Below are 23,275 nucleotides of genomic sequence, written 5' to 3' on the forward strand. Positions count from 1 at the left end.
ACCTATTATGGCGCTAACGGCCATTTTGGTTCGTTGGAAGCTAGGTTCTCCCATTCTTTTTAAACAACAACGCCCCGGGTTGCACGGCAAACCGTTTTATTTGTACAAGTTTCGAACAATGACGGATGAATGGGATGAGAACGGAGAGCTGCTTCCGGATCATATGAGATTGACTCCGTTTGGGCGGTTTTTGCGGAAGTATAGTCTCGATGAGCTGCCACAGCTGTTTAATGTGTTAAAAGGCGATCTTAGCTTGGTCGGCCCAAGGCCATTACTGATGGAATATTTGGAACTGTATACGCCCGAACAAGCCCGCCGTCATGAAGTGAAGCCCGGGATTACAGGATGGGCGCAGGTGAACGGGCGCAATGCGATTTCGTGGGAAGAGAAGTTTCAGCTGGATGTTTGGTATGTGGACCATCAGTCGTTTTGGTTGGATGTAAAAATTCTTTTTTTTGACTGTCTGGAAGGTGCTTAAGTCTAAGGGGATCAGCCATCAAGGACATGTCACGATGGAAAAGTTTACAGGCGCTAAAGAACAAAAGAGTGGATGATGGACATGAATCCGATTGTTGTGATCGGTGAAGGGGGCCACAGCAAGGTCATTCAAGACATGATTGTTGCTGATGGTTGCTATCAGATCGCGGCGATTTTAGATGATAAATATCAAGAAATGCATGAGCGAAATGGGATTGTATATGGCCCTATTTCTGCTGTTTGTACGATGATTGGCAGAAATCCGAGTATGAAGCTGATCATCGCGATTGGAAACAACCGCGTGCGAGCTGAAATCGTCAGGCGCATTCAGGTGGATCATGAAAAATTTGGGACGTTAATTCACCCCTCCGCAGTCATTAGCCCTTCGGCTCGGATTGGGGAGGGCACGGTTGTGATGCCAAACTGTGTGATCAATGCCCATGCGGAAATTGGGAAACACGTTATTATTAATACAGGTGCGATTATAGAACATGACAACCGCATCGGGGATTATGCCCATATTTCCCCGAATGCAACGTTGACAGGGAATGTCGCAATTGGAGAAGGGACTCATATCGGGGCGTCTGCCACCATTATACCGGGAATCAAAGTAGGCAAGTGGTGTGTGATTGGTGCGGGTTCAACGGTCATACGCGATATTCCTGATTTCAAGAAAGCGGTCGGATGTCCAACGAGATTTTTAGATTAGCGGCACCATATGGATGGTTAATTTCAAAACATAAGGGATGACAGAGAATGACGAACAAACCGCGAATTTACCTTTCCCCTCCCCACATGAGCGGGAACGAACAAAAGTATATCAATGAAGCGTTTGAAACGAACTGGATTGCCCCTCTTGGGCCGAATGTCGATGCGTTTGAGAAAGAGTTGGCGGCGTATGTGGGTTCAAAAGGTGCGGCCGCCGTTAGTTCGGGGACGGCGGCGATTCATTTGGCGTTGCGGTTGCTTGGTGTCGGACGGGGGATGTGGTGTTCTGTTCCTCGTTGACGTTTGTGGCGAGCGCGAATCCGATTTTGTATCAAGGGGCCGAGCCCGTGTTCATCGACTCGGAGCCGGAGACGTGGAATATGTCTCCACGGGCGTTGGAGCGGGCGATGGATGCGGCAAGGCAGGAAGGGAAGTTGCCGAAGGCGGTTGTCGTCGTGAACTTGTACGGCCAAAGCGCGAAAATGGATGAGATTTTGGCGATTTGTGGCCGCTACGGCGTGCCTGTCGTTGAAGATGCGGCCGAGTCGCTCGGTTCGACGTACAAGGGGAAGAAGAGCGGTACGTTTGGGAAGTTTGGCATTTACTCGTTCAACGGCAATAAAATCATTACGACATCCGGCGGGGGGAATGCTTGTCTCCGATGACATCGACGCACTGCAAAAAGCCCGCTTTTTGGCGACCCAGGCGCGCGACCCGGCCCCGCATTACCAGCATAGCCAAATGGGCTACAACTATCGCATGAGCAATATCGTTGCGGGAATCGGCCGGGCGCAATTGGAAGTGTTGGACGAGCGGGTGAAAGCGAGACGAGCGATTTTTGACCGTTACGTGCAGGCGTTGGGGGATATCGAAGGAGTTCACTTCATGCCCGAACTTGAAGGGACGATGTCCAACCGCTGGCTGACAACGTTGACGATCGATCAAGAGGCGCTTGGCGTGACGCCGATGGAGATCATCAACGCACTCGCGGAGGAAAACATCGAAGCCCGTCCGGTGTGGAAGCCGCTGCATTTGCAGCCGCTGTTTGCTGGGGTGCGGTATTACCAGCACGAGGAAGGTTGGAGCGTGTCGGATGAGCTGTTTGCCAACGGCCTTTGTCTGCCGTCGGGATCAAGCATGACCGTCGAAGAACAACAGCGCGTGATTGACGTGATCTTGCGCGCTTTGAAACGGCTATAACGGACAAGCCTCCTGTGGCACCAAAGCCGCGGGAGGCATGTTTTGTGATCAGGAGGGTGAAGATGATGAAGGCGAATCAACGCGGGCTTTTGGAGACGGAGCAATTGAAACATATTTTGCTGGAAGCGTGCCAACGCGGGGAGATGGCGGTTCATATGACGGCGAAGGATATGGTGCAGGAACTGATACGGCAGTTAAAGCAAGTGTTTAAAGACAGTGGTTCGTAAGGTTGACACCGCTCGCCGCCCGGGCGACCCCGTGTAGCTCGGCGCCGCGTCGGAAAAATTGATAACGAACTCGGCTGGAAAGCGGAATCTTCGCTCGAGCAAATCATCGCGAGCGTGTGGAGGTGGCGTCAGCGGAGCGGGTCATGAAAGTCAAGCCGTTCTTTGGTGGGATGGTTGTTTGTTTTTGGTTTTATTTATCTGAATATTCAGTGTGTGAATTGATCTGTAGGTTCATGATAGCAGTGGCCATGGAATAAAGCGGCGTTGTTCGGTCGCTCGGCAGTCGATCAAATGCTCGGTAAAAGCCGCAAATGTTAAAGCTTTAAATTGCATCTATCCTGAAAATACGTAAATTCTAAAATGTATGAACCTAAAACATTCGTCAAAAAGTATTTTCATCCTTCCGATGATGCCGAGTTTTTTTCGGCATGGCGTCTATATAGCAAACGTTCGAAGTGGGGAGAAAAATTCCGTAAAGTCCTAGCTGATTCGTTAAATTAGACATAGATGTATTTTACTAAACGTCTGCATAAAATAATAAGTGCATACATAAAATTAAAAGAAGGGATATGAAAGATCATAACGAATAGATTTAGTAAAGGTTTGCAGAAAATCGTAACTGCCGACTCTTAGGTGAAAAGAGTGTGATGTCAATGAATAAAGAAGTAAATGAGATCATCGAAGATGTTTTCATGCGTCAAAAGGGATTTGCCAAAACAGAGGACTTAACCAAAGAAGGTGTGAGTCATTATTATATCCGAAAGTTGAAGGAGGAGGGAAAAATCGTTAGAATCAAACGGGGGCTTTACCGTTATGTGGAATGGGGAAATGACCAACATGGGGATGTGGTTGAAGTATCGAAATTAGTTCCGAACGGCGTCCTTTGTCTTTTGTCAGCGTTGTCCCTGTACGAGTTGACAACGTACAACCCTTGGGAGTACCACATGGCGATCGAGAGAACGTCACGGAAGCCAAGCTTGCCTGATTATCCACCAATCAAGGTTTTCTACTTTTCAAAAAAACAGTTTGAATATGGAGTTGAAGAAATGGAGATCGGTGGACATAAAATAAGCATTTACAGTCGTGAGAAAACAATTTGTGATATGATTCGCTACAGGGAAAAAGTGGGGATTGATGTAATGAAGAAGGGATTGCGGAATTACTTGAGAAGCCCAGAAAAAAATATAAACAAACTGGTGGAGTGTGCCGAGCAAATGCGTGTGAAGACGGTTTTATTAAAATATTTAGAGGTGCTTGTGTAGTGAGGAGTGTGAAAAATATATCTGCTTCAGTGAGCGAAAAGTTAAGGAATATAGCGAAACAAACCGGAAAAAGTTTTGATTTTATTTTGTTGTTGTATTTTCAGCCCGAGTTCGACAGTTTTGAGGTCATTTTAGGCAAATGGAAATGGCTAAAATGCTGTTATATCAAGGATTTCGCGATGCGGATCCTAGGAAAAAACGTCGAATTTCATAGGAACACGATTTATTAATTTTTTCTTTTAAAAATAAAGTGTATACGTTATAATATAGGCATGTACATACGACGAGTCACACGCAAAAACAAGGATGGAACAACCGTTGCTTATCTCCAGCTTGCTCACAACGAATGGGATCCGAAGGCCAAATAGGCGAAAACGAAGGTGATTGATTCGTTTGGGCGCGAAGACGAGGTGGATCGCGCTGTTTTGGAACGTCTGGCCAAAAGTAAGAGACGAATGTATGCGTCTTATGCTTGGACATTTTTCTTCCAAAAACGGTGACCTGTATCAGCGGACCGAACTGACGGCCAAACAGGCTCAACTCTTTGCGGCTCTAGGACTGGAGCCTCCTCCGAAGATCCTAGGCATTCATCCTCTCACCTAGATACACGCCCGAAGTATGCCCAAATGCCTTTCGTCCCTTTTGCATCAAGGGATGAGAGGCATTTTGTTTGCCTAGTCACTGTCGAACTTGGGTCGTGTTTGGAAAGCTTTTTAACTATGATTTGGAGGATATCTTGTTGGTGAGCAATGCGAATATCGGCGGTTCGACTACGGCAGCTGCATTAGCCATTGCGAAAGGATGGAGAAACTTGGTTGCTCCGGTTTTAGTTGTTGGCACACTCGGTTATATAATAGAGAACTATATCGGCACTCTTTTAGGGAACTGGTTTTCGACGTTGATGTAGGGTGATGGGCGCAATCTGCGTTATACTAGACATATATGGGGTGGGATAATAAAGTGAGGAGGAAAACAGAATGAAATGGGAAGACATTTGCCAAGCGTTTCCGAACCGTTGGGTGTTGATCGAAGTGGTGGATGCTTATACGAATGAGGACAACAAACGGATTTTAAATCAGGTTGTTCCGATCGAAGCCTTTTCTGATCCAATGGAAGCCATGAGAGCATATAAGCGGCTTCATAAAGAAATTCCTCATCGAGAATTGTACGTTCTTCACACGAATCGGAAAGAAATCAATATTTCCGAACGGAGATGGACAGGGGTGTGGAGGGGATGATGCCGCTTTATCTAGAGGACGGGTTGTTGCTCACGGCATTGCGGCTCACACATCGAGGGAAGACAATTGAGTTCAGCAGGTCGTTGGTTGATACTGGATCAACAGGGACGATCGTCTCTGCAGATCAGGCCGCAAAGATCGGGATTGTTCCGGAAGAGCATGACGTCATTTATCGAATTAGCGGGGTAGGGGGAACGGAGTTTGTTTATGCAAAGACGGTAGATGAGGTGATGATCGGATCGATCCGAATCAAGCATTTTGAAGTAGAACTGGGAGCGATGGAGTACGGTGTTGAGTTAGATGCCATTATCGGGCTCGATTGCCTTCTCTATATCGGAGCGATTATTGATTTGGAAGCTCTGTCTCTCTATAGCAAAAGGGGTTGAGTTTCCGCTTCATGATGATTGTTTGGTTTTTCATGCGCCTCAAATTGCGAAATCTCCGTAGATGCCTCATTTGTGTTTTTTCAATGCCCCCTTGTATCGCAAGCTTTCTTTGGAGAGAACGAAATAACGGGTGCGTTGCCCCTTTACTTTCGACAGTCGAAAATGGACAAGCCACTTTCCTGTCAAGGATATGTTAAACGCTTTCGTTGCCTGTATATAGTTCTTCATGATGCTAGAAAGGACGGTAATTTAAGGGGGGAATACTGCTGCCCCAACAGTGTTTATCCAATTGGAAAAACTTGAAACGCCATAGAAAAAGGAGCGCCGAAATGAAACAATGAACATCTTGTGGGAAAAGATCATGGAAGGAAGTTCTATGGAGTGTGTTTGGTGAGTTGGGCAGATTCGCAGAAGAACTGGCGGTGCAATTGGCGAATGTCCGCCATTCGTGATGAAAAGAGCCGCGCACTCCGCCGCGGCTCTTTTGCGCTGCCTATTTGTCCATTTCCTTCGCTAAATCGGCGACTTCGGCGACGGTCAGCCCGGTTCGTTTGGCGATCTCGTGAATGGGCAGGACGTCAAGCAAATTTTTTGCGATTTCAATGGCCTTCCGTTTTTCGGTTTGCTTGATCGCTTGTTCTTTTTCCTGCATCGCTCTTTGCACCGCTTGTTCTTTTTCCTGCATCACTTTCTTCAACATTTCTTCTTTTTCTTGTTCGAGTTCTTCGACTAACAGACGGAACACTTTGTTCATTTTGATCCACTCCTTTATTTTTTCGGCGTATGATCGGTCGATGAATTTGTCCGTGGCGGTCAGCACGCCGGCGATGATGTGCAGCTGTTTCGGTTCGTCGTCGATCGTTTTGACCAGCTCGATCGTTTTTTCGATCATCGTTTGCCGGTCGAAGCGGGTGTGCATGAGCGGCACGAGGATGAGCTTCATCGTTTCTTCCGGGGTGAGCGGTTCGCCGTTGCGGACTTTTTCTTCGATGGCATGGAAAATCGCATCCCCGTTGAATTCACCAAGCAGCACCGCTTTGGAGGAAAGGAACACATCTCCGGCGTCAAGCTGTTCGCGGGCGCTTGTGACATCGCTTGTGTAAAGGACGACGATGCGGATCGGCCGGATTCGTTTTTCCTGTTGGTAGTATGTGTGAAGCATCCGGCAGGCATAATCAAGATACTTCAAATGGTTGTCAATGAATCGTTCGTTGCTTTCATACTCAAGGAGAAGAATGGAATCGTCTTCGAGAAGAAATACGGTATCGGCGCGTCTTTCATCCGCCCGTACGGACGGAAATTCGGTTGGAAGCAATGCTTTGATCCGCGGGAGTCCGTGAAGTCCGTATACATCGAGGGCTTGGTTTTGGTACAATGCGCTGAGTGACTTGAACAAGATGTCCTTGGCGTGATGCGAGATCCCGCCTGCCATCGTCTCCACTCCATTCGCTTTTTACCTAAATTATACTACTTGCCCGACCGGTTGTCAGCTGCCATCGGGAGCGGAAACATGTTGTTCATCCGGTGAGAGCGGATGACATTTTCATGAAAATGGAACCCTGGTCGAAACAGAGTTCCGCAAGCGGGTAAAAACACTTTTCGGTTCATCGACTTTGGCGAATTCGCTTGATGAATAACGCTATTTTGCCTTCACGGCCGGATGAACACTTCCGTTCCATTCGGGACGATCGAAGCGAGTTCGAGCACGTCTTTGTTGTGCATGCGGATGCATCCTTTTGATACGTATTTGCCGATCGAGGACGGGTCGTTCGTGCCGTGGATGCCGTAATGGAGTTTGGACAAGCTTAACCACATCGCGCCAAACGGCCCGCCGGGGTTCGGCTGGCGGTTGACGATGACAAAATCGCCGACGGGTGTGGCGGTGACCATTTTGCCGACGCCGATCGGATACGTGCGGATCGTTCGCCCTTTATATTTCAATGTCAATTGCCGGCGGCTGATGGAAATATGGATCGTGTAGGGAATCGATCCTTTCGGCGGAAGGTGGGGGATGACGATCTCCTGCCCTGGGAAGATGACGGATGCGGCGGTGAAGCCATTGGCGCGAAGCAATGCCTCGACTGACGTGCGGTAGTCACGGGCGATGGAGGCGATCGTTTCCCCGCGTTTGACGATATGTTTGTACATCCCATGTCGCTCCTTTTTTCGCTGGACGGAGAAAACAGCTTCGGTACATGATAAATTAGTGTATGAGAAGATCCCAATAAGGTTGCCAAACGAATAAGGAAAACGCAGTATGCAAATGTTTCGACGCCAAAGTCCTGCATGAATACGTGAGCGCGGCGTTGGATGTAGACGTCTTTTGGGAATTTCTTTTTCATCAGCGGGTGAAACAGCTCCCACGAGCTGCCAAAATCCCCTGCTTGTTCGTAGTGGTAAAACGTTTCGACGACTTGCCTTGCATCGCGGCGTTCGCTCGAAAGAACGAATGACAGCACGATGGCGCAAACGGCGGCGAGGACCAAAACGAGAACAGCTGTCCTTGCGGCGATCTTCTTTTGTCGGTAGCGTGGGAACATCAGCCTCTCTCCTCTCCTTGTTATGATGATATGCTGAGATGGCGGGAGATATGGGAATGCGCCAAGTGCATTTTAGTCAAAAAACGGGCGGTGGTGTAGTAAAATAAATGGCAAGAGAAGGACGGAAAGAAGTGGAACGGGTGTCCTTGCTTGAAGGAAGCTTTTTCAGGCATATCTGGCCAAGCGGAGCGTAGATCGGCTCCGTTTTTCCTTTGGCATTCGGCTGAAAACAGAGTATGCAGGAGAGGTAGAGAACGATGCGGAAATCATCCATTTATGCGCTGCTGGTCGCCATCATGGTTGCTTGGGGATTGAACGTGACGGCGTTAAAAATTCTTGTAGAGCATTTTTCGCCCGTCGCGTTGACGGCGCTGCGCATTCTAACGGCCGGGTTGGTCGTGCTTTTGTTTTTATGGGGGATCGGCAAGCTTCAAAAAGTCGGTTGGAATGAGGCGAAGCAGATCGGCTTGGCCGCTTTGTTTAGCGTCGTCGCCCACCACTTTTTCCTTGCCGTTGGGTTGACGAAGACAACGGCGGTGAATGCGGGTCTTGTTTTAGGGCTCGTACCGCTTGTGACGGCGCTGTTGGCGATCGTGTTTTTGGGCCAGCGGCCGACGTTGTTTCGTTTGCTTGGCATCGCGCTCGGGTTTTTTGGCGTCGTGTTTGTCGTCGCGAACGGCGACGGCGGCCTCGGCCATTTGTCCATCGGGGATGTGTATGTCTTTTTGGCCGTCTTGGCGCAAGGGATCAGCTTCATTCTGATCAAAAAAGCGACGGTCGAGGCGCGGGTGATGACCGGGTGGATGCTTGTTTTTGGGTCGCTTTGGCTGTTTGTCTTAAGCCTCGTCCTCGAGCCGCGCGGGATGGCGAGTTTGAAGGACGGGACGCTTGCGCTTTGGATGATTTTCCTCGCGTCGGCCGTTTTGGCGACGGCGCTCGGCCATATGTTTTACAACCAAGCGGTGCAGCACCTCGGCCCTGCGGAATCAGCGGTGTTCATCAACCTCAATCCGCTCTTTTCGCTGCTCGGGGCGCATTGGCTGCTTGGCGAGCCGATTTCGTGGATGCAGCTGGCTGGGTTTCTGTTCATCGTCGTTGGTGTGATGTTTGGCAGCGGGGGGATGGATGACATGAGCGCCCGCTTCCGCCGGGCGAAGGCGGTGGGGGGCGGAAGAAAGGCGGGGATGTGGTAAAGTCGCCCTGCTTCGGTGTCGCGCGTGCAAGTGGTGAAACGGAGAAGACTGCACATTTGTAGCTGGTGTCTTGGTTGTCTCTTCTCGAAACGAGACGGCCATTTTTTGTGCCATGGACAGGATTTTGCCTGATGGTGTCGAAAAAGAAAATACGAAACCTATTCATGTGAGGTGAATGTATGGCGATCGATCACGACCGGTTGTTCAAGGAGCTGCTGCAGACGTTTTTTGAGGAATTTGTGCTTCTCTTTTTCCCGGATATGCACGAGCATATCGATTTCAGCCGTTTGTCGTTTTTGTCCGAAGAGTTGTTTACGGACGTAACGGCTGGGGAGAAGTATCGGGTAGACTTGCTGGTGAAAACGAAGTTCAAAGGGGAAGATGGGGTGATCATTGTTCACGTGGAAAATCAGTCATATATCCAATCGTCCTTTCCGGAGCGAATGTTTCTTTACTTCAGACGCTTGTTTGAGAAATACCGCACGCCGATCATTCCGATTGCTGTCTTCAGCTATGATGCCATCCGCAACGAACCCTCCTCGTTCACGCTCTCTTTTCCGTTTGGTGATGTGCTTGACTTTCACTTTTTCTCTGTGGAGCTGCGCAAGCAAAACTGGCGCCAGTTTCTCCGCACCGACAATCCGGTGGCGGCTGCGTTGCTTGGCAAAATGGGCTATATTGAAAATGAACGAGTGGAACTGAAAAAGCAATTTTTGCGCATGTTGGTGCGTCTCGAGCTAGACGAGGCAAGGCAGCGTCTGCTGATTGGCTTTTTTGAAACGTATGTCAAATTGTCCGATGAGGAAGAACAACAATTGCGAAACGAGGTGGAGCAAATGGAGGCGAAGGAAAAAGAACAGGTGTTGGAATTCATCATTTCTTATGAGCAAAAGGGAAAAATCGAAGGGCGGGAAGAAGGAGCCAAACAAGAAAAACGGCAAATTGCGAAACGGATGTTGATGAAAGGGTTTGATGCGCAAACGATTCACGAACTGACCGGATTGCCTGTGAAGGAAATTGAAAATATGAAATCAGACGCCTGCGAATGAAGGGAAATGAATCGCCAGCGTTCATCAAACAGGCGGGGCAAAAGGCCGCCCCGCCCTAGCGCTTCTGTTTCGTCGCCGTGGATTCACGCTTGATCAGCTTTGTGGACAATAACACTTCTTGGAACGGTTCGTTCGGGTTGTCCCACCGCCATCGCAAAAGCTCCACAGCTCGTTTGCCGTAACGTTTCAAATCGATGTCGACGGTCGTGATTTTCGGCGTCGCGATTTGCGACAGCTGGCCGTTGTCAAAACTGCAGACGGAAACGTCATCGGGCACTTTTAGTCCGTATTGTTGCAGGGCGGTGCTGACGAAGAAGCCAAGCCCGTCGTTGACGCAAAACCAGGCGGTCGGCTGCCGTTTCAGTCCGCGGATGTAGCTCGCGATGGCGGTCTCGTCCTCTTGCGCGTGGCAGAACATCCACTCCTCGTTCGGTTTCACCCCATAGTCTTTCAACGCCAACAAATACCCTTCATATCGTTCTTGATAGCTCGGCGAGTAGTTGACGTCGCCGACAAACGCGATGTCGGTATGGTTCAGCTCGAGAAGATGCTGGACGGCGACATACGCCCCGAACCGATTGTTCGTCAGCACCGCATCGGCCGGAATGTTCGGGTGGTGATGGTCGACAAGGACGGTCGGGATGCCGGTGGCGATGATTTGTTGGATGTACTCGGTGCTGATATGGGAAAGGACGATCACCCCGTCGACTTGTTTTTCCTCGATGAACGAAGGCAAAAGAAGCTGTTCTTTTTGCTCTTTGTTCACCGATTGGATGTGCAGCTTCATGCCGCGTGACAGTGCTTCCTGTTCAATGCTTAAATAAATTTCGCCGAAAAATTTCAATGAAAACGTGCGGTCGGAGGCGATGAGCGCGATTTGTTTCGGCGGTTTGCCGCGCGATTTCGCGCGGGAGGCGGGATATTCATACCCCATTTCTTTGGCCACGCGCTTCACAAGTTCCCTCGTTTCCTCGCTGACCCCTTCTTTGCCGCGCAGCGCTTGAGAGACCGAGTTTTTGGAAATGTTCAGTCGATCTGCGATGTCTTGCATGGTGACGCGTTTTTTCATGCACTACCTCCACTTGTTCGCTATTTTTTGCCGACAAGGGCGACAATTGCGATTTCTCGTTTCCCATAGTTCAAGTATACATCGAAATCTTGAAGGTTGTTTCCGCTTTCGCGGCGTTTGGTTTCTTGCTTTCTTTAGTTCAAGTATACCTCCTTGTGAAAATGAAAGACATGCAAACCTCCGGAAAAAAATATATTATATACGGAACGGTATTGTAACGTTACAAATATTAATTGTCAAGTTAATGCCTTGTGTCAACGTTCATTATTTTTTCTTGTCTTTTCTGCAAAAAGAAGTTGACTATTCATTTAAACCATGAAATAATGTCATTGTAACGTGATAAAATATCGTTACAAACATTTAATTTTAGTTGACAAAGTTGTCCGTCTCAGTGATTTGTCATGAGAAGGGAAGGGTTTTCTGAGGCGTTTGTTTATGTAAGCGTTTTATCAACTGCTCATCCATACAAGGGGGAATGGACGATGAACAAGCGCAAGTGGTTCAAGCTGGCTGCGTTGTTGATGGCTGCCGCGGTGATTGGAACAGGTTGTCAAGGACAGACGGAGAAGGAACAAGGGCAGAAGAAGGGAGGATCGACCGTACAAATTGATTTTTGGGCGGCGCCGAACCCGACGCAGCAAGCATTCTGGAAGAAGATGGCGGATCGCTATATGGAAGAGCATCAAAACGTGAAAATCAAAGTATCGCCGATGCCGGAAAGCCCTTCTTCGGAGGCGGGGATTCAGTCGGCGATTGCGGCGGGAAACGCGCCGGTCATTTCGGAAAACATCTCCCGCGGGTTTGCCGCGCAGCTGGCGGACAGCCGGGCGATTGTGCCGCTCGACCAATTTGAAGGGTTTGATGACTTAATCGCCAAGCGGCAAATGAAGAGCACGATTTCAACATGGAAATTTGCCGATGGCCATCAATATGTGCTGCCGATTTACTCAAACGCCATGCTGTTTGGGTGGCGAATCGATATTCTGAAAGAATTGGGATATAACGCTCCGCCGAAGACGTACAGCGAAGTCATTGAAGTCGGCAAAAAGCTGAAAGAAAAATATCCGAACAAGTTTCTATGGGCGAGAGCCGACTTGGCCAAGCCGACGTGGTGGGCGAGATGGTTTGACTTCTTCATGATTTACAATGCGGCGTCGAATGGGACGCATTTCATCGATGGGAACAAGTTGAGTGCGGATCGTGACGCGGGTGTGAAGACGCTCCAGTTCTTCGCTGATTTAAGCAAAAACAAGCTCGTGTTGACGAAAGAGACGAAAGACCCGTTTGAAAGCGGTACATCCGTGATGTCCGATTTAGGGCCGTGGACGTTCCCGTATTGGGCCGAGAAGTTCCCGGAAATGAAGTTTAACGAGAAATACGTGTTGTCGATGCCGCCTGTGCCCGATGGCATGGACCCGTCGCAGTCGAAAACGTTCGCCGATACAAAAGGGTTGGTCATTTACGCTTCGGCCACGAAAGAGCAGCAACAAGCCGCGTTTGATTTTGTCAAATGGGTGTATTCCGACCCGCAAAACGATTTGGAATGGCTGAAGGAAACGAATTTGCCGCCGGCGCGGGACGACTTGTCGACGAACGAGGCGTTTGTCTCCTATTTTGAGCAAAATCCGCAGCTGAAACTGTATGCGGAAAACATTCCGAACGCCATCCCGCCGATGGACAACGCGAAAATGGTTGAGATTCAAGAGCTGATCGGCAAGGAGGCGTTGAATCCGGTCGTAAAAGGCGAGAAAACCCCAGAAAAAGCGTGGGAGGACATGGAAAAGGCGATCAATGGGGTGTTAAAATAATATGAATAAACAGGCAACAAAAGTGGGTTGGCTGCTTGCCAGCCCATACCTTGTCTATTCCGCTGTTTTCTTTTTGATTCCCCTGTTTTGGGCGTTATATCTCGCTTTTACGAACTGGAACTTGATTTCTCCAGAATACGAGACAGTTGGAATGCAAAACTTCATTGACGCCTTCTTCAGCCCGAGCGTGCGGGCGGCGTTTTGGGTGACGTATAAGTTTATGTTGATGTTCGTGCCGATCGTGATCGCGGGCTCGCTGTTTTTGGCGCTGATCCTTCACCATCTTCCTCGGTGGAAAGGATTGTTTGCCGTCGGATATTTTTTGCCGTACTTGGCGTCAGGAGTGGCGTCATCGATTGTCGTCAAAGGCGTCATTTCCTACAACAGCCCGTTGAATCAATTTTTGCGGGACGCGTTTGGCTGGGACATTGACTGGCTCGGGTCGCCGATATTAGCCCCGCTCGTCATTGCGCTCATGATGGCGTGGAAGTTTGTCGGATATTATGCGCTGCTGTTTTTGTCCGGGTTGGAAAGCATCCCGAAAGAAGTGTATGAAGCGGCCGAAATCGATGGGGCGGTCGGCTGGAAGCGGGTTTGGCACGTGACGATTCCGATGCTGTATCCTTCGTTTTATACCGTGACGATTTTGGCGGTCGGCTTGATGTTTGGCATTTTCACCGAACCGTATGTGCTGACAGGCGGCGGGCCGGAGTATGCGACCCATACGTGGCAGCTGGAGATTTACAACCAGGCGTTTGAAAAATTGAATGCGGGTTACGGAACAGCGGTCGCGATCATCAATTCGATCGTCACCTTTGCGTCGATTTTCGTTTTTCGCAAGGTGTTGGAAAAATGGGGTGGCAAACATGGCTGGGAGTAAAACATGGAAGGTCGGATTGCTTTATGTGTTGGCGTTTGCCGTTTTGGCCGTCATGGTGTTTCCGTATTTGTATATGGTGTTAGGTTCTCTCGCCCCATGGGATGAAGTCGACCGAAAGCTTATCCCGTCATCATTGACGCTTCGTTCGTATGAATGGCTGTTTCAAGGCGGGGAAGATGTCGTGCCGCGGCCGTGGCTTCGGGCGTTTTTCAACAGTTTGCTCGTCACGTCGGCGTCAACGTTGTTGATGCTCGTGACGGCGGTGATGGTCGGATATGCGTTGTCGAAGGTGAAATTTAAGGGAAGACAGTGGGTCAACAACGCGATTTTGTTTCAAATGTTCTATCCATCGATCATTTTGCTCATTCCGCTGTTTTTGATCGTTCGGTATTTCGGTTGGTACAACACGTATTGGGCGATGATCTTGCCGAAGGCGGTCAACTTGTGGGCCATCTTTATGTACACGAACTTTTTCCGCGGCATTCCCGATGAATTGATCGAAGCGGCCAAGATGGATGGAGCGGGCCATTTCACCATCATTCGCCGCATTGTCTGGCCGATGTCGCGGTCGATCACGACGATCATTTTCCTATTCCTTTTTATGGAACGATGGGTGGAATTGCTTTGGGATATGCTTGTGGTGAATAACGAAAAGATGTTGACGTTAAACGTTTTGTTGGCGCAAATGTTTGGACCGTACGGCGGATACCCGGGGCCGATGTACGCCGCCTCGGTGCTTCTCACGCTGCCGATTTTGATTTTGTTCCTTTTGTTTAGCAGGAATTTTAAAGAAGGCATGCAGTTCATATTAAAATAATAGAACCATTATGATGGAAAAGGGAGCAGGGAGAGACGTGATGCAGACAAGGACGCCGACGATGAAAACATGCAAGACACTGCTTGAGGAATTCCAGCGCGCGCCGCAGCCGCTTCGGGCGGAGAAGCTCGTGTTTGCCGGCGTTGGAGGGCGCGATGTGTACAACATTTCCGCCCCGTTCGAAGACGATGGCGAATGGGTCATTGCCGGACGGGTGGAGGCAAGAGACAGCGAGCAATCAGAAGTATACTTTTTCGTCGAGCGTGAAGGAACGTGGGTGCCGCGGGAAGGGGCGCCGGTGTTTGCTTTGCAGGATCCGTTTGTTTCGCGGGTGCACGGGCATCTCGTGTTTGGCGGCGTGGAGACGTTTCCGCATCCCGTGCTTCACGGGAAGTTGTATTGGCGGACGGTGTTTTACCGTGGAAAAACGATCAATGAATTGGCGCATTTCTTCACCGGTCCCGACGGGATGAAAGACATCCGCCTTGTTGAGCTGCGGGATGGGTCGGTCGGGGTGTTCACCCGTCCGCAAGGGGAAAAAGGCGGACGCGGAAAAATCGGCTTCATCCGCATCGGCACGCTTGACGAGTTGACGGTGGAGGCGATTGAGAGGGCTCCATTGATTGACGGCCAATTTGCCGATGAAGAATGGGGCGGCGCCAATGAGGCGCATTTGCTTGATAACGGGCTTGTCGGCGTCCTTGGCCATATCGCTTGTTTCGATCAGGAGCGGAACCGTCATTATTATCCGATGGTGTTTGCGTTCAATCCGGACACGGGGGAAGCGTCGGACATGGAGTTGATCGCCACAAGAGCCCATTTCCTCGACGGCCCGGCGAAGCGCCCCGATTTGACGGATGTCGTGTTTAGCGGCGGGTTGATTCGCAAAGGGGACGGAACGGCCGAGTTTTACGCTGGAACGAGTGATGCAGAAGCGCAAAAACTAACAATTGTTGATCCATTTACGAAATATGAAAGGCAGGGGTGACGATGCACCTTTACCGCTACGAAGAAAACCCGCTCATTACGCCGAAAGACGTGCCGCCGTACCACGACGGGTTTGAAGTGATCGGGGCGTTTAACGCCGGGGTGGCGACATTTCAAGGAGAAGTGCTGCTTTTGCTTCGGGTGGCCGAGCGGCCCGTTTCGGATGATCCGAACATTGTGAAAGCGCCGGTGTGGAATCCAGAGACGGGGAAGGTCGATATTTACGAATTTCGCAAAGACGATCCGCGCTATGATTTTTCCGATCCGCGCGTCATTAAAGAGGCGGGGACCGATCGGTTTGCCTATTTGACGTCGCTTTCGTATTTGCGCCTCGCGCGGAGCCGGGACGGGCGGCGGTTTGTGATCGACAACCGCCCGTTCGTCTACCCGTCGAATGAGCTCGAGACGTTTGGCATTGAAGACCCGCGCATTACGTGCATTGACGGCACGTATTACATTTACTTCAGCGCCGTTTCGCCGAAAGGAGTCGGCGAGGCGATGGTGTCGACAACGGATTTTCGGACGGTGACGCACCACGGCATGATTTTCGCGCCGGAAAACAAAGATGTGCTCATTTTTCCGGAGAAGATCAACGGCAAATATTACGCTCTCCATCGCCCAGTGCCGCGAAGCAACGGCCGCCCCGAAGTGTGGATCGCCGAGTCGGAGAATCTGCTTCATTGGGGGAATCACCGCTTTTTGTTCGGTCTGCGTGAAGGAAAGTGGGACAGCGCCCGCATCGGCGGCGGGGCGGTGCCGATCAAAACAGAGCACGGCTGGCTCGAGTTGTACCACGGCGCGTCGGATGACCACCGCTACTGCATGGGGGCGGTGCTGTTGGATTTGGACGATCCAGCGAAGGTTCTCGCCCGCTCGGACCGGCCGCTTGTCGAGCCGGAAGCGGATTATGAGGTGAACGGGTTTTTCGGCCGCGTCGTGTTCTCGTGCGGTGCGCTCGTTGACGGTGATATTGTGAAAATGTATTACGGCGCCGCCGATACGTCGATGGCGTGCGTCGAGCTGAAGCTTAGCGAGATTTTGGCTTCGCTTGTGAAAGGGTGACGCGCGTTGCGGCGTAAGAGCGGAAACGCCTGGATGACAGGGCGTTTCTTTTTTGGTTTGTTGCGAAAATACGGTGCATGAAATAGGCCCTAGAATGGGTGGTGGCGGAATGAAAAAAGCAGCTCCATAATATCTGTTTTCAAGTTGAGAAACTTTATAAGCGTTGCCCTTCTCTTCTTCGGGAGAAATGGTTGTTTTTCACCGGTCGTTTCATAAAGAGACGAGATTTTCCAATTTGACAAACGCTGCTGTTGAACGATATTTTCCGTTAACTCACCGTCTTCCTAAACGGCCAACTGTATTGCCCCATTTCGTTTCTTTTCCATTCAACAGGATTTGGTATAATAAAAACAACGCCGATACATGGGGCAAGTCGGCACTTGTTCATTTTGATGGCTGGTTCGCCACTAGGAAATCAACAACACTGGCCATGACTTGAGAGAACAGATGATCATTGGATAGAGGGGGAACCATGAGAGATGAAGAAAGTGCGCAAAGCGATCATTCCGGCAGCCGGGCTTGGGACGCGGTTTTTGCCGGCGACGAAGGCCATGCCGAAGGAGATGCTTCCCATCGTTGATAAGCCGACGATTCAATATATCGTCGAAGAAGCCATCGCCTCAGGCATTGAGGACATCATCATCGTCACCGGGAAAGGGAAACGGGCGATCGAGGACCATTTTGACTACGCGTTTGAGCTTGAACAGATGCTTAAGCAAAAAGGGAAGCTTGATTTATTGGAGAAAGTGAAAGAGCCGTCGAAAGTTGACATCCACTACATTCGCCAAAAAGAGCCGAAAGGGCTGGGGCACGCCGTTTGGTGCGCGCGCAATTTCATTGGAGACGAGCCGTTTGCGGTGCTGTTGGGCGACGATATCGTCCAGGCGGAAAAGCCTTGTTTAAAACAGCTCATTGAGCAATATGAACAAACGTTCAGCTCGGTGATCGGCGTCAAGCGCGTGCCGGAGGAAGAAACGCATCGCTACGGGATCATCGACCCGCTCGAGCAGCAAGGACGCCGCTACCAAGTGCGCCGCTTCGTGGAAAAACCAGCCCCGGGTACAGCGCCGTCCAATTTGGCGATCGTCGGGCGGTACGTGTTGACGCCGGAAATTTTCTTGTTTTTGGAGAAACAAGAAGTTGGTGCGGGCGGAGAAATTCAGCTGACGGACGCGATCGGTCGGTTGAATGAAATTCAGCGCGTCTTCGCCTATGAATTTGAAGGAAAGCGGTACGATGTCGGCGAAAAGCTCGGCTTTATCGAAACGACGATTGAGTTTGCCTTGCAAAACGAGGAGCTGCGGGATGATTTGCTTTCATTTTTGGAGCGGGTGGTGGCCGAGGCGAAGGGATCAGCCAACAGCTAATTCAATAAGGAGTGGCTAGTGAAGATTGATTTGCAGGTTGTTTTGGGCAGTTGTATGTGGAGGAAGGCATGCTTGTTGAAATGTTGATTGTGGCCATATGGCTAAGCCTACAAGAGTGGTGAAAAAACAGTCGTTCGCTGTAAATTGGTAGTTCTCAACCAGAGAAAAAACGGATTTTGCAAGGTTTCTCAAATTGAAAAAAGCTGTTATCAAGTCAAAATTTTCATTTAACCACTGGCTTTCTAGAGGGAGGAGGGTAGGTATGCCTCGCATCCGGATCGATCATTTTGGACCTGTCGAGCTGTTTGAGGAGGAGATTACCGATGTTACGATTTTGGTCGGCCCCCAAGCGAGCGGAAAAAGTACGATTAGTAAACTTATCTTCTTCTTCCAATCAATTCCTGATGAATGGGTAGATTATTTAATTTCATTCCGTCAAATGGAAGAAAATAACCCATTTTTTGAATTCAATAAACGTCTTCGGAGAAAGTTTGTTGGATACTTTGGCACGACAAAACATATGAAACCGTTTCATATTCGTTATGAGTATGGTGCTGGAAAGTTTGTTCGTCTTGATTTAAAAGACGGTTATGTACAAATCCACTTTAGCGATTCGTTGAAAAGGGATATTTTAGAAACCTTTAAACATATTGTTCAGATGAAAAAGGAAATGCAATACCAAGAACAACGGTTGGATGACTTTTGGAATGTCTCCTCTTGGAAAGCGCGCCAACAGAGTGTTTTGGAAACCGTGAAGACATCGATTGATGACGTGTTTGGCGATTCGAAAACGTCCATTTTTATTCCTGCGGGGAGAAGTTTAGTTGCCACGTTATCTGATCAGTTGCAAGATATTAACTCGCAGCAACTCGATGTTTTAACAGAACAGTTCATCGAGCGGATTAATTTGTTAAAGAAGATGTTTTCGCATTCTCTGGAGGAGATTATTGAGGATCGAAAAAAATTTTCGACAGAGAAAATTGATTTTGAGGCGATCCGATTGGCCATCGGGATGATCGAAGATGTGATGAAAGGGAAGTACATGTTCTCTGACAATGGCGAAAGGATTTTTTTTAATGAAAAAGAGTATACAAAGCTGAAATTTTCATCTTCGGGTCAACAGGAAGTCGTTTGGATTTTGTTGCTTATATTCACAGTTATTTTGGAAAGACAGAAAGTTTTTATGGTAATTGAAGAACCCGAGGCGCACTTATATCCAAACGCGCAAAAAGAAATGGTTGCCTTGTTTGCGTTGTTGCTAAATGTAACGAATAGTACGCTAGTCATTACCACTCATAGCCCATATATTTTGTCTGCTTTTAATATTTATTTGTACGCTGCCAAAATCGGGAAAAAACTGGATCGACGTGCAAATCCGATTATAGACCGAAAGCTGCGGCTTTCTCCGGAGAGGGTAAAGGCCTATATTCTTAAGAGTGAGGGGGGGAGATTTTGCTATCGAAGCATTATCGATGATGAATTGCAGTTAATTCAAGCTGAGGCGATCGATGAAGCATCATCTTCTATCAACCGTGTGCTCGATGAGCTTATGGAGGCGGAGGAAGAGGGAAAATAAACATGGCCGTTGCAGAGTGGGAACATTGTTTGCAATACTGTGATCATCGAAGGTTGGCTGTCGTTGAAGAAAATGGGAGGGGAGTCCGTTTCGTCAACAAGCAGCAAAAGCACGTCGCTTTGTACCGTGTGGATGATTGTTTGCTCATGGAGGGAAAGCGTTGTGATTTCCTATTTTTAGTATTAGAAGAAAGCCGAGCGTTTTTTGTCGAGTTAAAAGGGTCTGATCTCGAGGAAGCTGTGCGACAAATAACGCGAACGGTAGAACAATTAGGCAAGAAGTTGTCTGGATATCGGTTTGAAGGACGAATTATCACGACGCGTGTGAGGACGCCTGCTGTAAAATCGACCTATAGGATCAAGCTGGAAAAAATGTTGAGGAGAACGGGCGGTTCGTTAGTGGTGAAAGTGAACTGGGACGAGGTAGAGGTGTAAAGGAAAGTAGGGAAACGGACCTGTGTTCCAAACAAAGCGAATCTATATTCCAGCGGAACGGGATGACGGCATTCGCATTCTCGTCGACCGCCTTTGGCCGTGGTGTCAAAGGTCGAAGCGTGCCTTGACCGCTGGTGAAAGAGACTGCCCTCCAGCAATGGTTTGGCCATCGGCCAGAGCGGTTTGCCGAGTTTGCGAGAACGTATGAACAGGAGCTGGCGACTGTTACGACGAAGCAAGCGCTCGTTACGGAGCTGCTTTCGCTTTCCGGAACGGTGACGCTGTTGTATGCGGCAAAAGACGAGCGACATAACCATGCCGTTGTCCTCTGTGATTTTTTGCGCAAAATAGCCGAGAGGCGAAGCAAGGAGGGATGAACGGTGATTCGCGCGATGGTCGGCGATTTGACGAAGGTTGAAGGGGTCGAGTACATTTGCAATGCCGCCAACGGCATCGGGCCGATGGGCGGCGGGGTGGCGGCGGCGATCCGCCGGGCGGGGGGACGCGTGATTGAGGACGAGGCGATCCGCGTCTGCCAGGCGCAAGACCCACAGCCAGGCGACTTGTATGTGACGGGGGCAGGCTCGCTGCCGTTTCGCGGGGTGATTCATTTAGTGACGATGAAGCAGCCGGCCGGGGAGACATCCTATGAGGTTGTCCGCCTGTGTCTTGAGCAGCTTGTCTCGTACTGCCGAGAGCACGGGATTCAAAAGGTGGCGCTGCCGGCGCTTGGGACAGGTGTCGGGGGCCTTGACAAAGAAAAAGTGGCGGGGTTGTTTGTCGAGGTGCTCGGGCCGGTCGAGGACGTGGAGTTTGTGGTCGTGGATATTGATCAAGCATTCATCGATTTTGTCCAACAGCGCCAATAAAGGGAGAAAAAGGGCCTTGACTTCGATTGGCCCTTCTTTTTTTGGCAAAGAATAACATGTTTCACAATCCCTCATATCATATTATAATATAACACACAAACAAGTTTCATTGACTTCCTTGCCTAGCCTAGGGGGTGGCGTAGCCATCCATGCCCGATTGATTGGACTGGCATGAAAGGAAGTTGGAGAGCGTTTCCTGTTCGAACCTGTTCAGGGAAAATGGCCAAAAGCGATGCATACGGCGTTTTTGGCAACGCCTGGAGGGATGATCATGTTATTCCAATCGCCAACATTAAAGACATGTCAAGTATTAGTCGATGAATTCCGCCTGGCCCCACAGCCGTTTGAGCCGGAAAAACTCCGTTTTGCAGGTGTAGGGGGCCGAGACGTTTATAATATTTCCGCACCGTTTGAGGATGAGGGAGAATGGGTGATCGCTGGGCGCGTCGAGTCGCGCGACAGCGAGCAGTCGGAAGTGTACTTTTTTGTCGAGCGCGACGGTGTTTGGGTCCCTCGTGAAGGGGCGCCGGTGTTCGCCTTGCAAGACCCGTTCGTGTCGCGGATTCACGGCCAGCTTGTGTTTGGCGGCGTGGAGACGTTTCCGCATCCGGTGTTTGTTGGCGAGTATAGCTGGCGAACGGTCTTTTACCGCGGGCCCAACATTCGCCGCTTAGAAAAGTTCGCCGAAGGGCCGGACGGGATGAAAGACATCCGCCTGGTTGAGTTGAAAGATGGCTCGATCGGCGTTTTCACCCGACCGCAAGGGGAAAAAGGCGGCCGTGGGAAAATCGGTTTCACCCGCATTTTTTCGCTCGATGAGTTGACGCCAGAAGTGATCGAGGCAGCGCCGATTCTTGATGCCCAATTTACGGATGAAGAATGGGGCGGCGTGAACGAGGCGCATTTGCTTTCAAACGGGCTTGTCGGGGCGCTCGGCCATATCGCTTGCTTTGACGAGCAAGGCAACCGCCATTACTACCCGATGGTGTTCGTTTTGAATCCAGAGACGATGGAGCGTTCTGAGCTGGAATTGCTTGCGCTTCGCTCCCACTTTTTAGACGGGCCGGCGAAACGGCCGGATTTGGCGAACGTTGTCTTTAGCGGGGGACTCGTCCGCAAAGGCGACGGCACCGCCGAACTGTATGTCGGCGTTGGCGATGCGGAAGCGCAAAAAATTTCGCTCATCGACCCGTTTGCGAAATACGAAGCGCAAGAGCTCGATCGGATGTATGCTTCCGTTTAGCGAAAAGGATCGGTACGACAGACCTTCTCTTGATGAGGAAGGTTGGCGGCCGGATCCTTTTTCACATTTGGCCGGCAATGTTTCTCGCCTTGTGCGAAGGACTTCGGTTTGACATGAACATGACCTGTTCGTAGGGTAGGGCAGAGCGGTAATCGGAGTTGCGTTGCTCTTTTAGGGGAAACGATTTTTCTCCTCCATTGCTCCCTCGCGAACCCATCCGGTATACTGAGAAAAAAAAAGGGGAATGGAGGGGCCTTCATTGTCCTTGCCGCTTGCTTTTGGTGTGTCGTATGAGCGCTATTGGGTCCTGCGTGAACAAAGCGATGAGCGTTTAGAATATATTGATGGGGCCGTGTATATGACCCCGTCACCCAGCGTTCGTCATCAGTTGATCTCGAGCCGGCTTCATTTTCAGTTCAGTTTGTTTTTTCGAGGAAAGCCATGCCATGTGTTGGCGGCGCCGCTCGATGTGGAGTTGGTTGATGAGCAAACAGGGGAACGAAACGTGGTCGTTCCCGATTTGACGGTCATTTGCGGCGAAAAAGAGTTGGATGGAACGAAGTATATCGGGGTTCCGCCGCTGATCGTCGAGATTTTAAGCCCATCGAACCAGGCGCATGATCTCGTCACAAAGTTCAATTTGTACATGGCGCGCGGCGTCCATGAGTACTGGATCGTCAATCCGATGAAACAGGCCGTGATGGTGTATACGCTCAATGAGGAGCGGCTATATGAGCAAGCTGATGTCCAAGTCAAATCCGGTACGGTACGCTCTGCGTATTTTCCGGGGCTTGAGGTCGACATGGCTGAATTGTTCCATTGACGAGGCGCAAAGAGAACGGCTTGCAAGCGAACAGCGTGGGATTGTTCCCACGCTGTTTTG

General features: G+C 49.9%; 23 protein-coding genes and 5 pseudogenes. 24 read left to right on the plus strand and 4 right to left on the minus strand.

Translation table 11 applies throughout. The features are described 5' to 3' along the window. Window positions 1-7: 7 nt before the first annotated feature. From GJ1_RS13200 to GJ1_RS17950, 10 genes and pseudogenes are all read left to right on the plus strand, one after another. Window positions 8-554: pseudogene (locus GJ1_RS13200) on the plus strand (sugar transferase). Next, window positions 554-1,186, plus strand: a complete 633-nt coding sequence (locus GJ1_RS13205; RefSeq protein ID WP_066233253.1) for an acetyltransferase — start codon at window positions 554-556, stop codon at window positions 1,184-1,186. Before GJ1_RS13200 ends, GJ1_RS13205 begins: the two are co-directional and overlap by 1 nt. Window positions 1,187-1,272: 86 nt before the next feature. Next, window positions 1,273-1,850, plus strand: a pseudogene (locus tag GJ1_RS19290) (aminotransferase class I/II-fold pyridoxal phosphate-dependent enzyme). After that, window positions 1,780-2,385 carry a DegT/DnrJ/EryC1/StrS family aminotransferase gene (locus GJ1_RS19295; protein ID WP_281176945.1) on the plus strand — a complete coding sequence of 202 codons (606 nt, stop codon included), beginning with the start codon at window positions 1,780-1,782 and terminating at the stop codon, window positions 2,383-2,385. Before GJ1_RS19290 ends, GJ1_RS19295 begins: the two are co-directional and overlap by 71 nt. 65 nt (window positions 2,386-2,450) lie before the next feature. After that, a complete protein-coding gene (locus GJ1_RS18710) occupies window positions 2,451-2,612 on the plus strand; it encodes a YwzD family small protein (protein WP_217994770.1) in 162 nt (53 codons plus the stop codon). A gap of 653 nt (window positions 2,613-3,265) precedes the next feature. Then, window positions 3,266-3,874, plus strand: a complete 609-nt coding sequence (locus GJ1_RS13215) for a type IV toxin-antitoxin system AbiEi family antitoxin domain-containing protein (RefSeq protein ID WP_066233256.1) — start codon at window positions 3,266-3,268, stop codon at window positions 3,872-3,874. Between the two features lie 272 nt (window positions 3,875-4,146). Further along, window positions 4,147-4,329, plus strand: a pseudogene (locus GJ1_RS19495) (IS1634 family transposase N-terminal domain-related protein); the annotation flags it as partial. A gap of 215 nt (window positions 4,330-4,544) precedes the next feature. After that, window positions 4,545-4,781, plus strand: coding sequence for a DUF819 family protein (locus tag GJ1_RS17945; RefSeq protein ID WP_083510003.1), 237 nt, complete (start codon window positions 4,545-4,547; stop codon window positions 4,779-4,781). Window positions 4,782-4,851: 70 nt separating this feature from the next. Further along, window positions 4,852-5,112 carry a hypothetical protein gene (locus GJ1_RS13230; RefSeq protein WP_066233262.1) on the plus strand — a complete coding sequence of 87 codons (261 nt, stop codon included), beginning with the start codon at window positions 4,852-4,854 and terminating at the stop codon, window positions 5,110-5,112. Beyond that, on the plus strand, window positions 5,109-5,498 hold the full coding sequence (locus GJ1_RS17950) for a retropepsin-like aspartic protease (protein WP_167346122.1): 390 nt from the start codon (window positions 5,109-5,111) through the stop codon (window positions 5,496-5,498). Before GJ1_RS13230 ends, GJ1_RS17950 begins: the two co-directional genes overlap by 4 nt. Window positions 5,499-5,991: 493 nt before the next feature. Here GJ1_RS17950 and GJ1_RS13240 read toward each other — a convergent pair whose 3' ends face one another. The 3 genes and pseudogenes from GJ1_RS13240 to GJ1_RS19445 form a co-directional block, all read right to left on the minus strand. Beyond that, complete coding sequence (locus GJ1_RS13240) at window positions 5,992-6,930, minus strand: RpnC/YadD family protein (protein ID WP_066233265.1); 939 nt, start codon at window positions 6,928-6,930, stop codon at window positions 5,992-5,994. A gap of 218 nt (window positions 6,931-7,148) precedes the next feature. Further along, entirely contained in the window at window positions 7,149-7,646 is a 498-nt protein-coding gene (locus tag GJ1_RS13245; protein WP_044732769.1) for a L,D-transpeptidase family protein, read from the minus strand. 107 nt (window positions 7,647-7,753) lie between these two features. Then, window positions 7,754-8,038 (minus strand): annotated as a pseudogene (locus tag GJ1_RS19445) (hypothetical protein); the annotation flags it as partial. 257 nt (window positions 8,039-8,295) lie between these two features. Here GJ1_RS19445 and GJ1_RS13250 point away from each other — a divergent pair. Continuing rightward, on the plus strand, window positions 8,296-9,231 hold the full coding sequence (locus GJ1_RS13250; RefSeq protein ID WP_066233268.1) for a DMT family transporter: 936 nt from the start codon (window positions 8,296-8,298) through the stop codon (window positions 9,229-9,231). A gap of 179 nt (window positions 9,232-9,410) precedes the next feature. Next, entirely contained in the window at window positions 9,411-10,280 is an 870-nt protein-coding gene (locus GJ1_RS13255; protein ID WP_066233271.1) for an Rpn family recombination-promoting nuclease/putative transposase, read from the plus strand. Window positions 10,281-10,335: 55 nt separating this feature from the next. On the opposite strand, the gene GJ1_RS13260 is transcribed toward GJ1_RS13255, so the two are convergent. Further along, the gene (locus GJ1_RS13260; RefSeq protein WP_066233273.1) at window positions 10,336-11,349 is read right to left on the minus strand and encodes a substrate-binding domain-containing protein; all 1,014 of its coding nucleotides are present in this window, start codon (window positions 11,347-11,349) and stop codon (window positions 10,336-10,338) included. 482 nt (window positions 11,350-11,831) lie between these two features. On the opposite strand from GJ1_RS13260, the gene GJ1_RS13265 reads away from it, so the two are divergent. From GJ1_RS13265 to GJ1_RS13320, 12 genes and pseudogenes are all read left to right on the plus strand, one after another. After that, complete coding sequence (locus tag GJ1_RS13265) at window positions 11,832-13,157, plus strand: extracellular solute-binding protein (protein ID WP_066233276.1); 1,326 nt, start codon at window positions 11,832-11,834, stop codon at window positions 13,155-13,157. A gap of 1 nt (window position 13,158) precedes the next feature. Then, on the plus strand, window positions 13,159-14,037 hold the full coding sequence (locus GJ1_RS13270) for a carbohydrate ABC transporter permease (protein ID WP_066233278.1): 879 nt from the start codon (window positions 13,159-13,161) through the stop codon (window positions 14,035-14,037). After that, window positions 14,024-14,854 carry a carbohydrate ABC transporter permease gene (locus GJ1_RS13275; RefSeq protein WP_066233281.1) on the plus strand — a complete coding sequence of 277 codons (831 nt, stop codon included), beginning with the start codon at window positions 14,024-14,026 and terminating at the stop codon, window positions 14,852-14,854. Before GJ1_RS13270 ends, GJ1_RS13275 begins: the two co-directional genes overlap by 14 nt. 40 nt (window positions 14,855-14,894) lie before the next feature. Beyond that, entirely contained in the window at window positions 14,895-15,842 is a 948-nt protein-coding gene (locus GJ1_RS13280) for an MTP-1 family protein (protein ID WP_066233286.1), read from the plus strand. Between the two features lie 2 nt (window positions 15,843-15,844). After that, window positions 15,845-16,903: a BtaManbiosPhlase gene (locus GJ1_RS13285; protein ID WP_066233289.1), complete on the plus strand. Its 1,059-nt coding sequence runs from the start codon at window positions 15,845-15,847 to the stop codon at window positions 16,901-16,903. Window positions 16,904-17,382: 479 nt separating this feature from the next. Continuing rightward, window positions 17,383-18,270, plus strand: a complete 888-nt coding sequence (gene galU, locus GJ1_RS13290; RefSeq protein WP_066233292.1) for a UTP--glucose-1-phosphate uridylyltransferase GalU — start codon at window positions 17,383-17,385, stop codon at window positions 18,268-18,270. A 262-nt stretch (window positions 18,271-18,532) separates the two neighbouring features. Continuing rightward, complete coding sequence (locus GJ1_RS13295) at window positions 18,533-19,846, plus strand: AAA family ATPase (protein ID WP_066233294.1); 1,314 nt, start codon at window positions 18,533-18,535, stop codon at window positions 19,844-19,846. 2 nt (window positions 19,847-19,848) lie between these two features. Beyond that, the gene (locus tag GJ1_RS13300) at window positions 19,849-20,280 is read left to right on the plus strand and encodes a hypothetical protein (RefSeq protein ID WP_066233297.1); all 432 of its coding nucleotides are present in this window, start codon (window positions 19,849-19,851) and stop codon (window positions 20,278-20,280) included. Between the two features lie 22 nt (window positions 20,281-20,302). Beyond that, window positions 20,303-20,657 (plus strand): annotated as a pseudogene (locus tag GJ1_RS13305) (DUF488 domain-containing protein). Between the two features lie 3 nt (window positions 20,658-20,660). Continuing rightward, on the plus strand, window positions 20,661-21,149 hold the full coding sequence (locus tag GJ1_RS13310; RefSeq protein ID WP_066233300.1) for a macro domain-containing protein: 489 nt from the start codon (window positions 20,661-20,663) through the stop codon (window positions 21,147-21,149). A gap of 271 nt (window positions 21,150-21,420) precedes the next feature. Next, window positions 21,421-22,392, plus strand: a complete 972-nt coding sequence (locus GJ1_RS13315) for an MTP-1 family protein (protein WP_066233314.1) — start codon at window positions 21,421-21,423, stop codon at window positions 22,390-22,392. Between the two features lie 259 nt (window positions 22,393-22,651). Beyond that, window positions 22,652-23,215, plus strand: coding sequence for a Uma2 family endonuclease (locus GJ1_RS13320; RefSeq protein WP_066233303.1), 564 nt, complete (start codon window positions 22,652-22,654; stop codon window positions 23,213-23,215). Window positions 23,216-23,275: the final 60 nt, after the last annotated feature.

Source organism: Geobacillus jurassicus NBRC 107829, assembly GCF_001544315.1.
Taxonomy (GTDB): domain Bacteria; phylum Bacillota; class Bacilli; order Bacillales; family Anoxybacillaceae; genus Geobacillus; species Geobacillus jurassicus.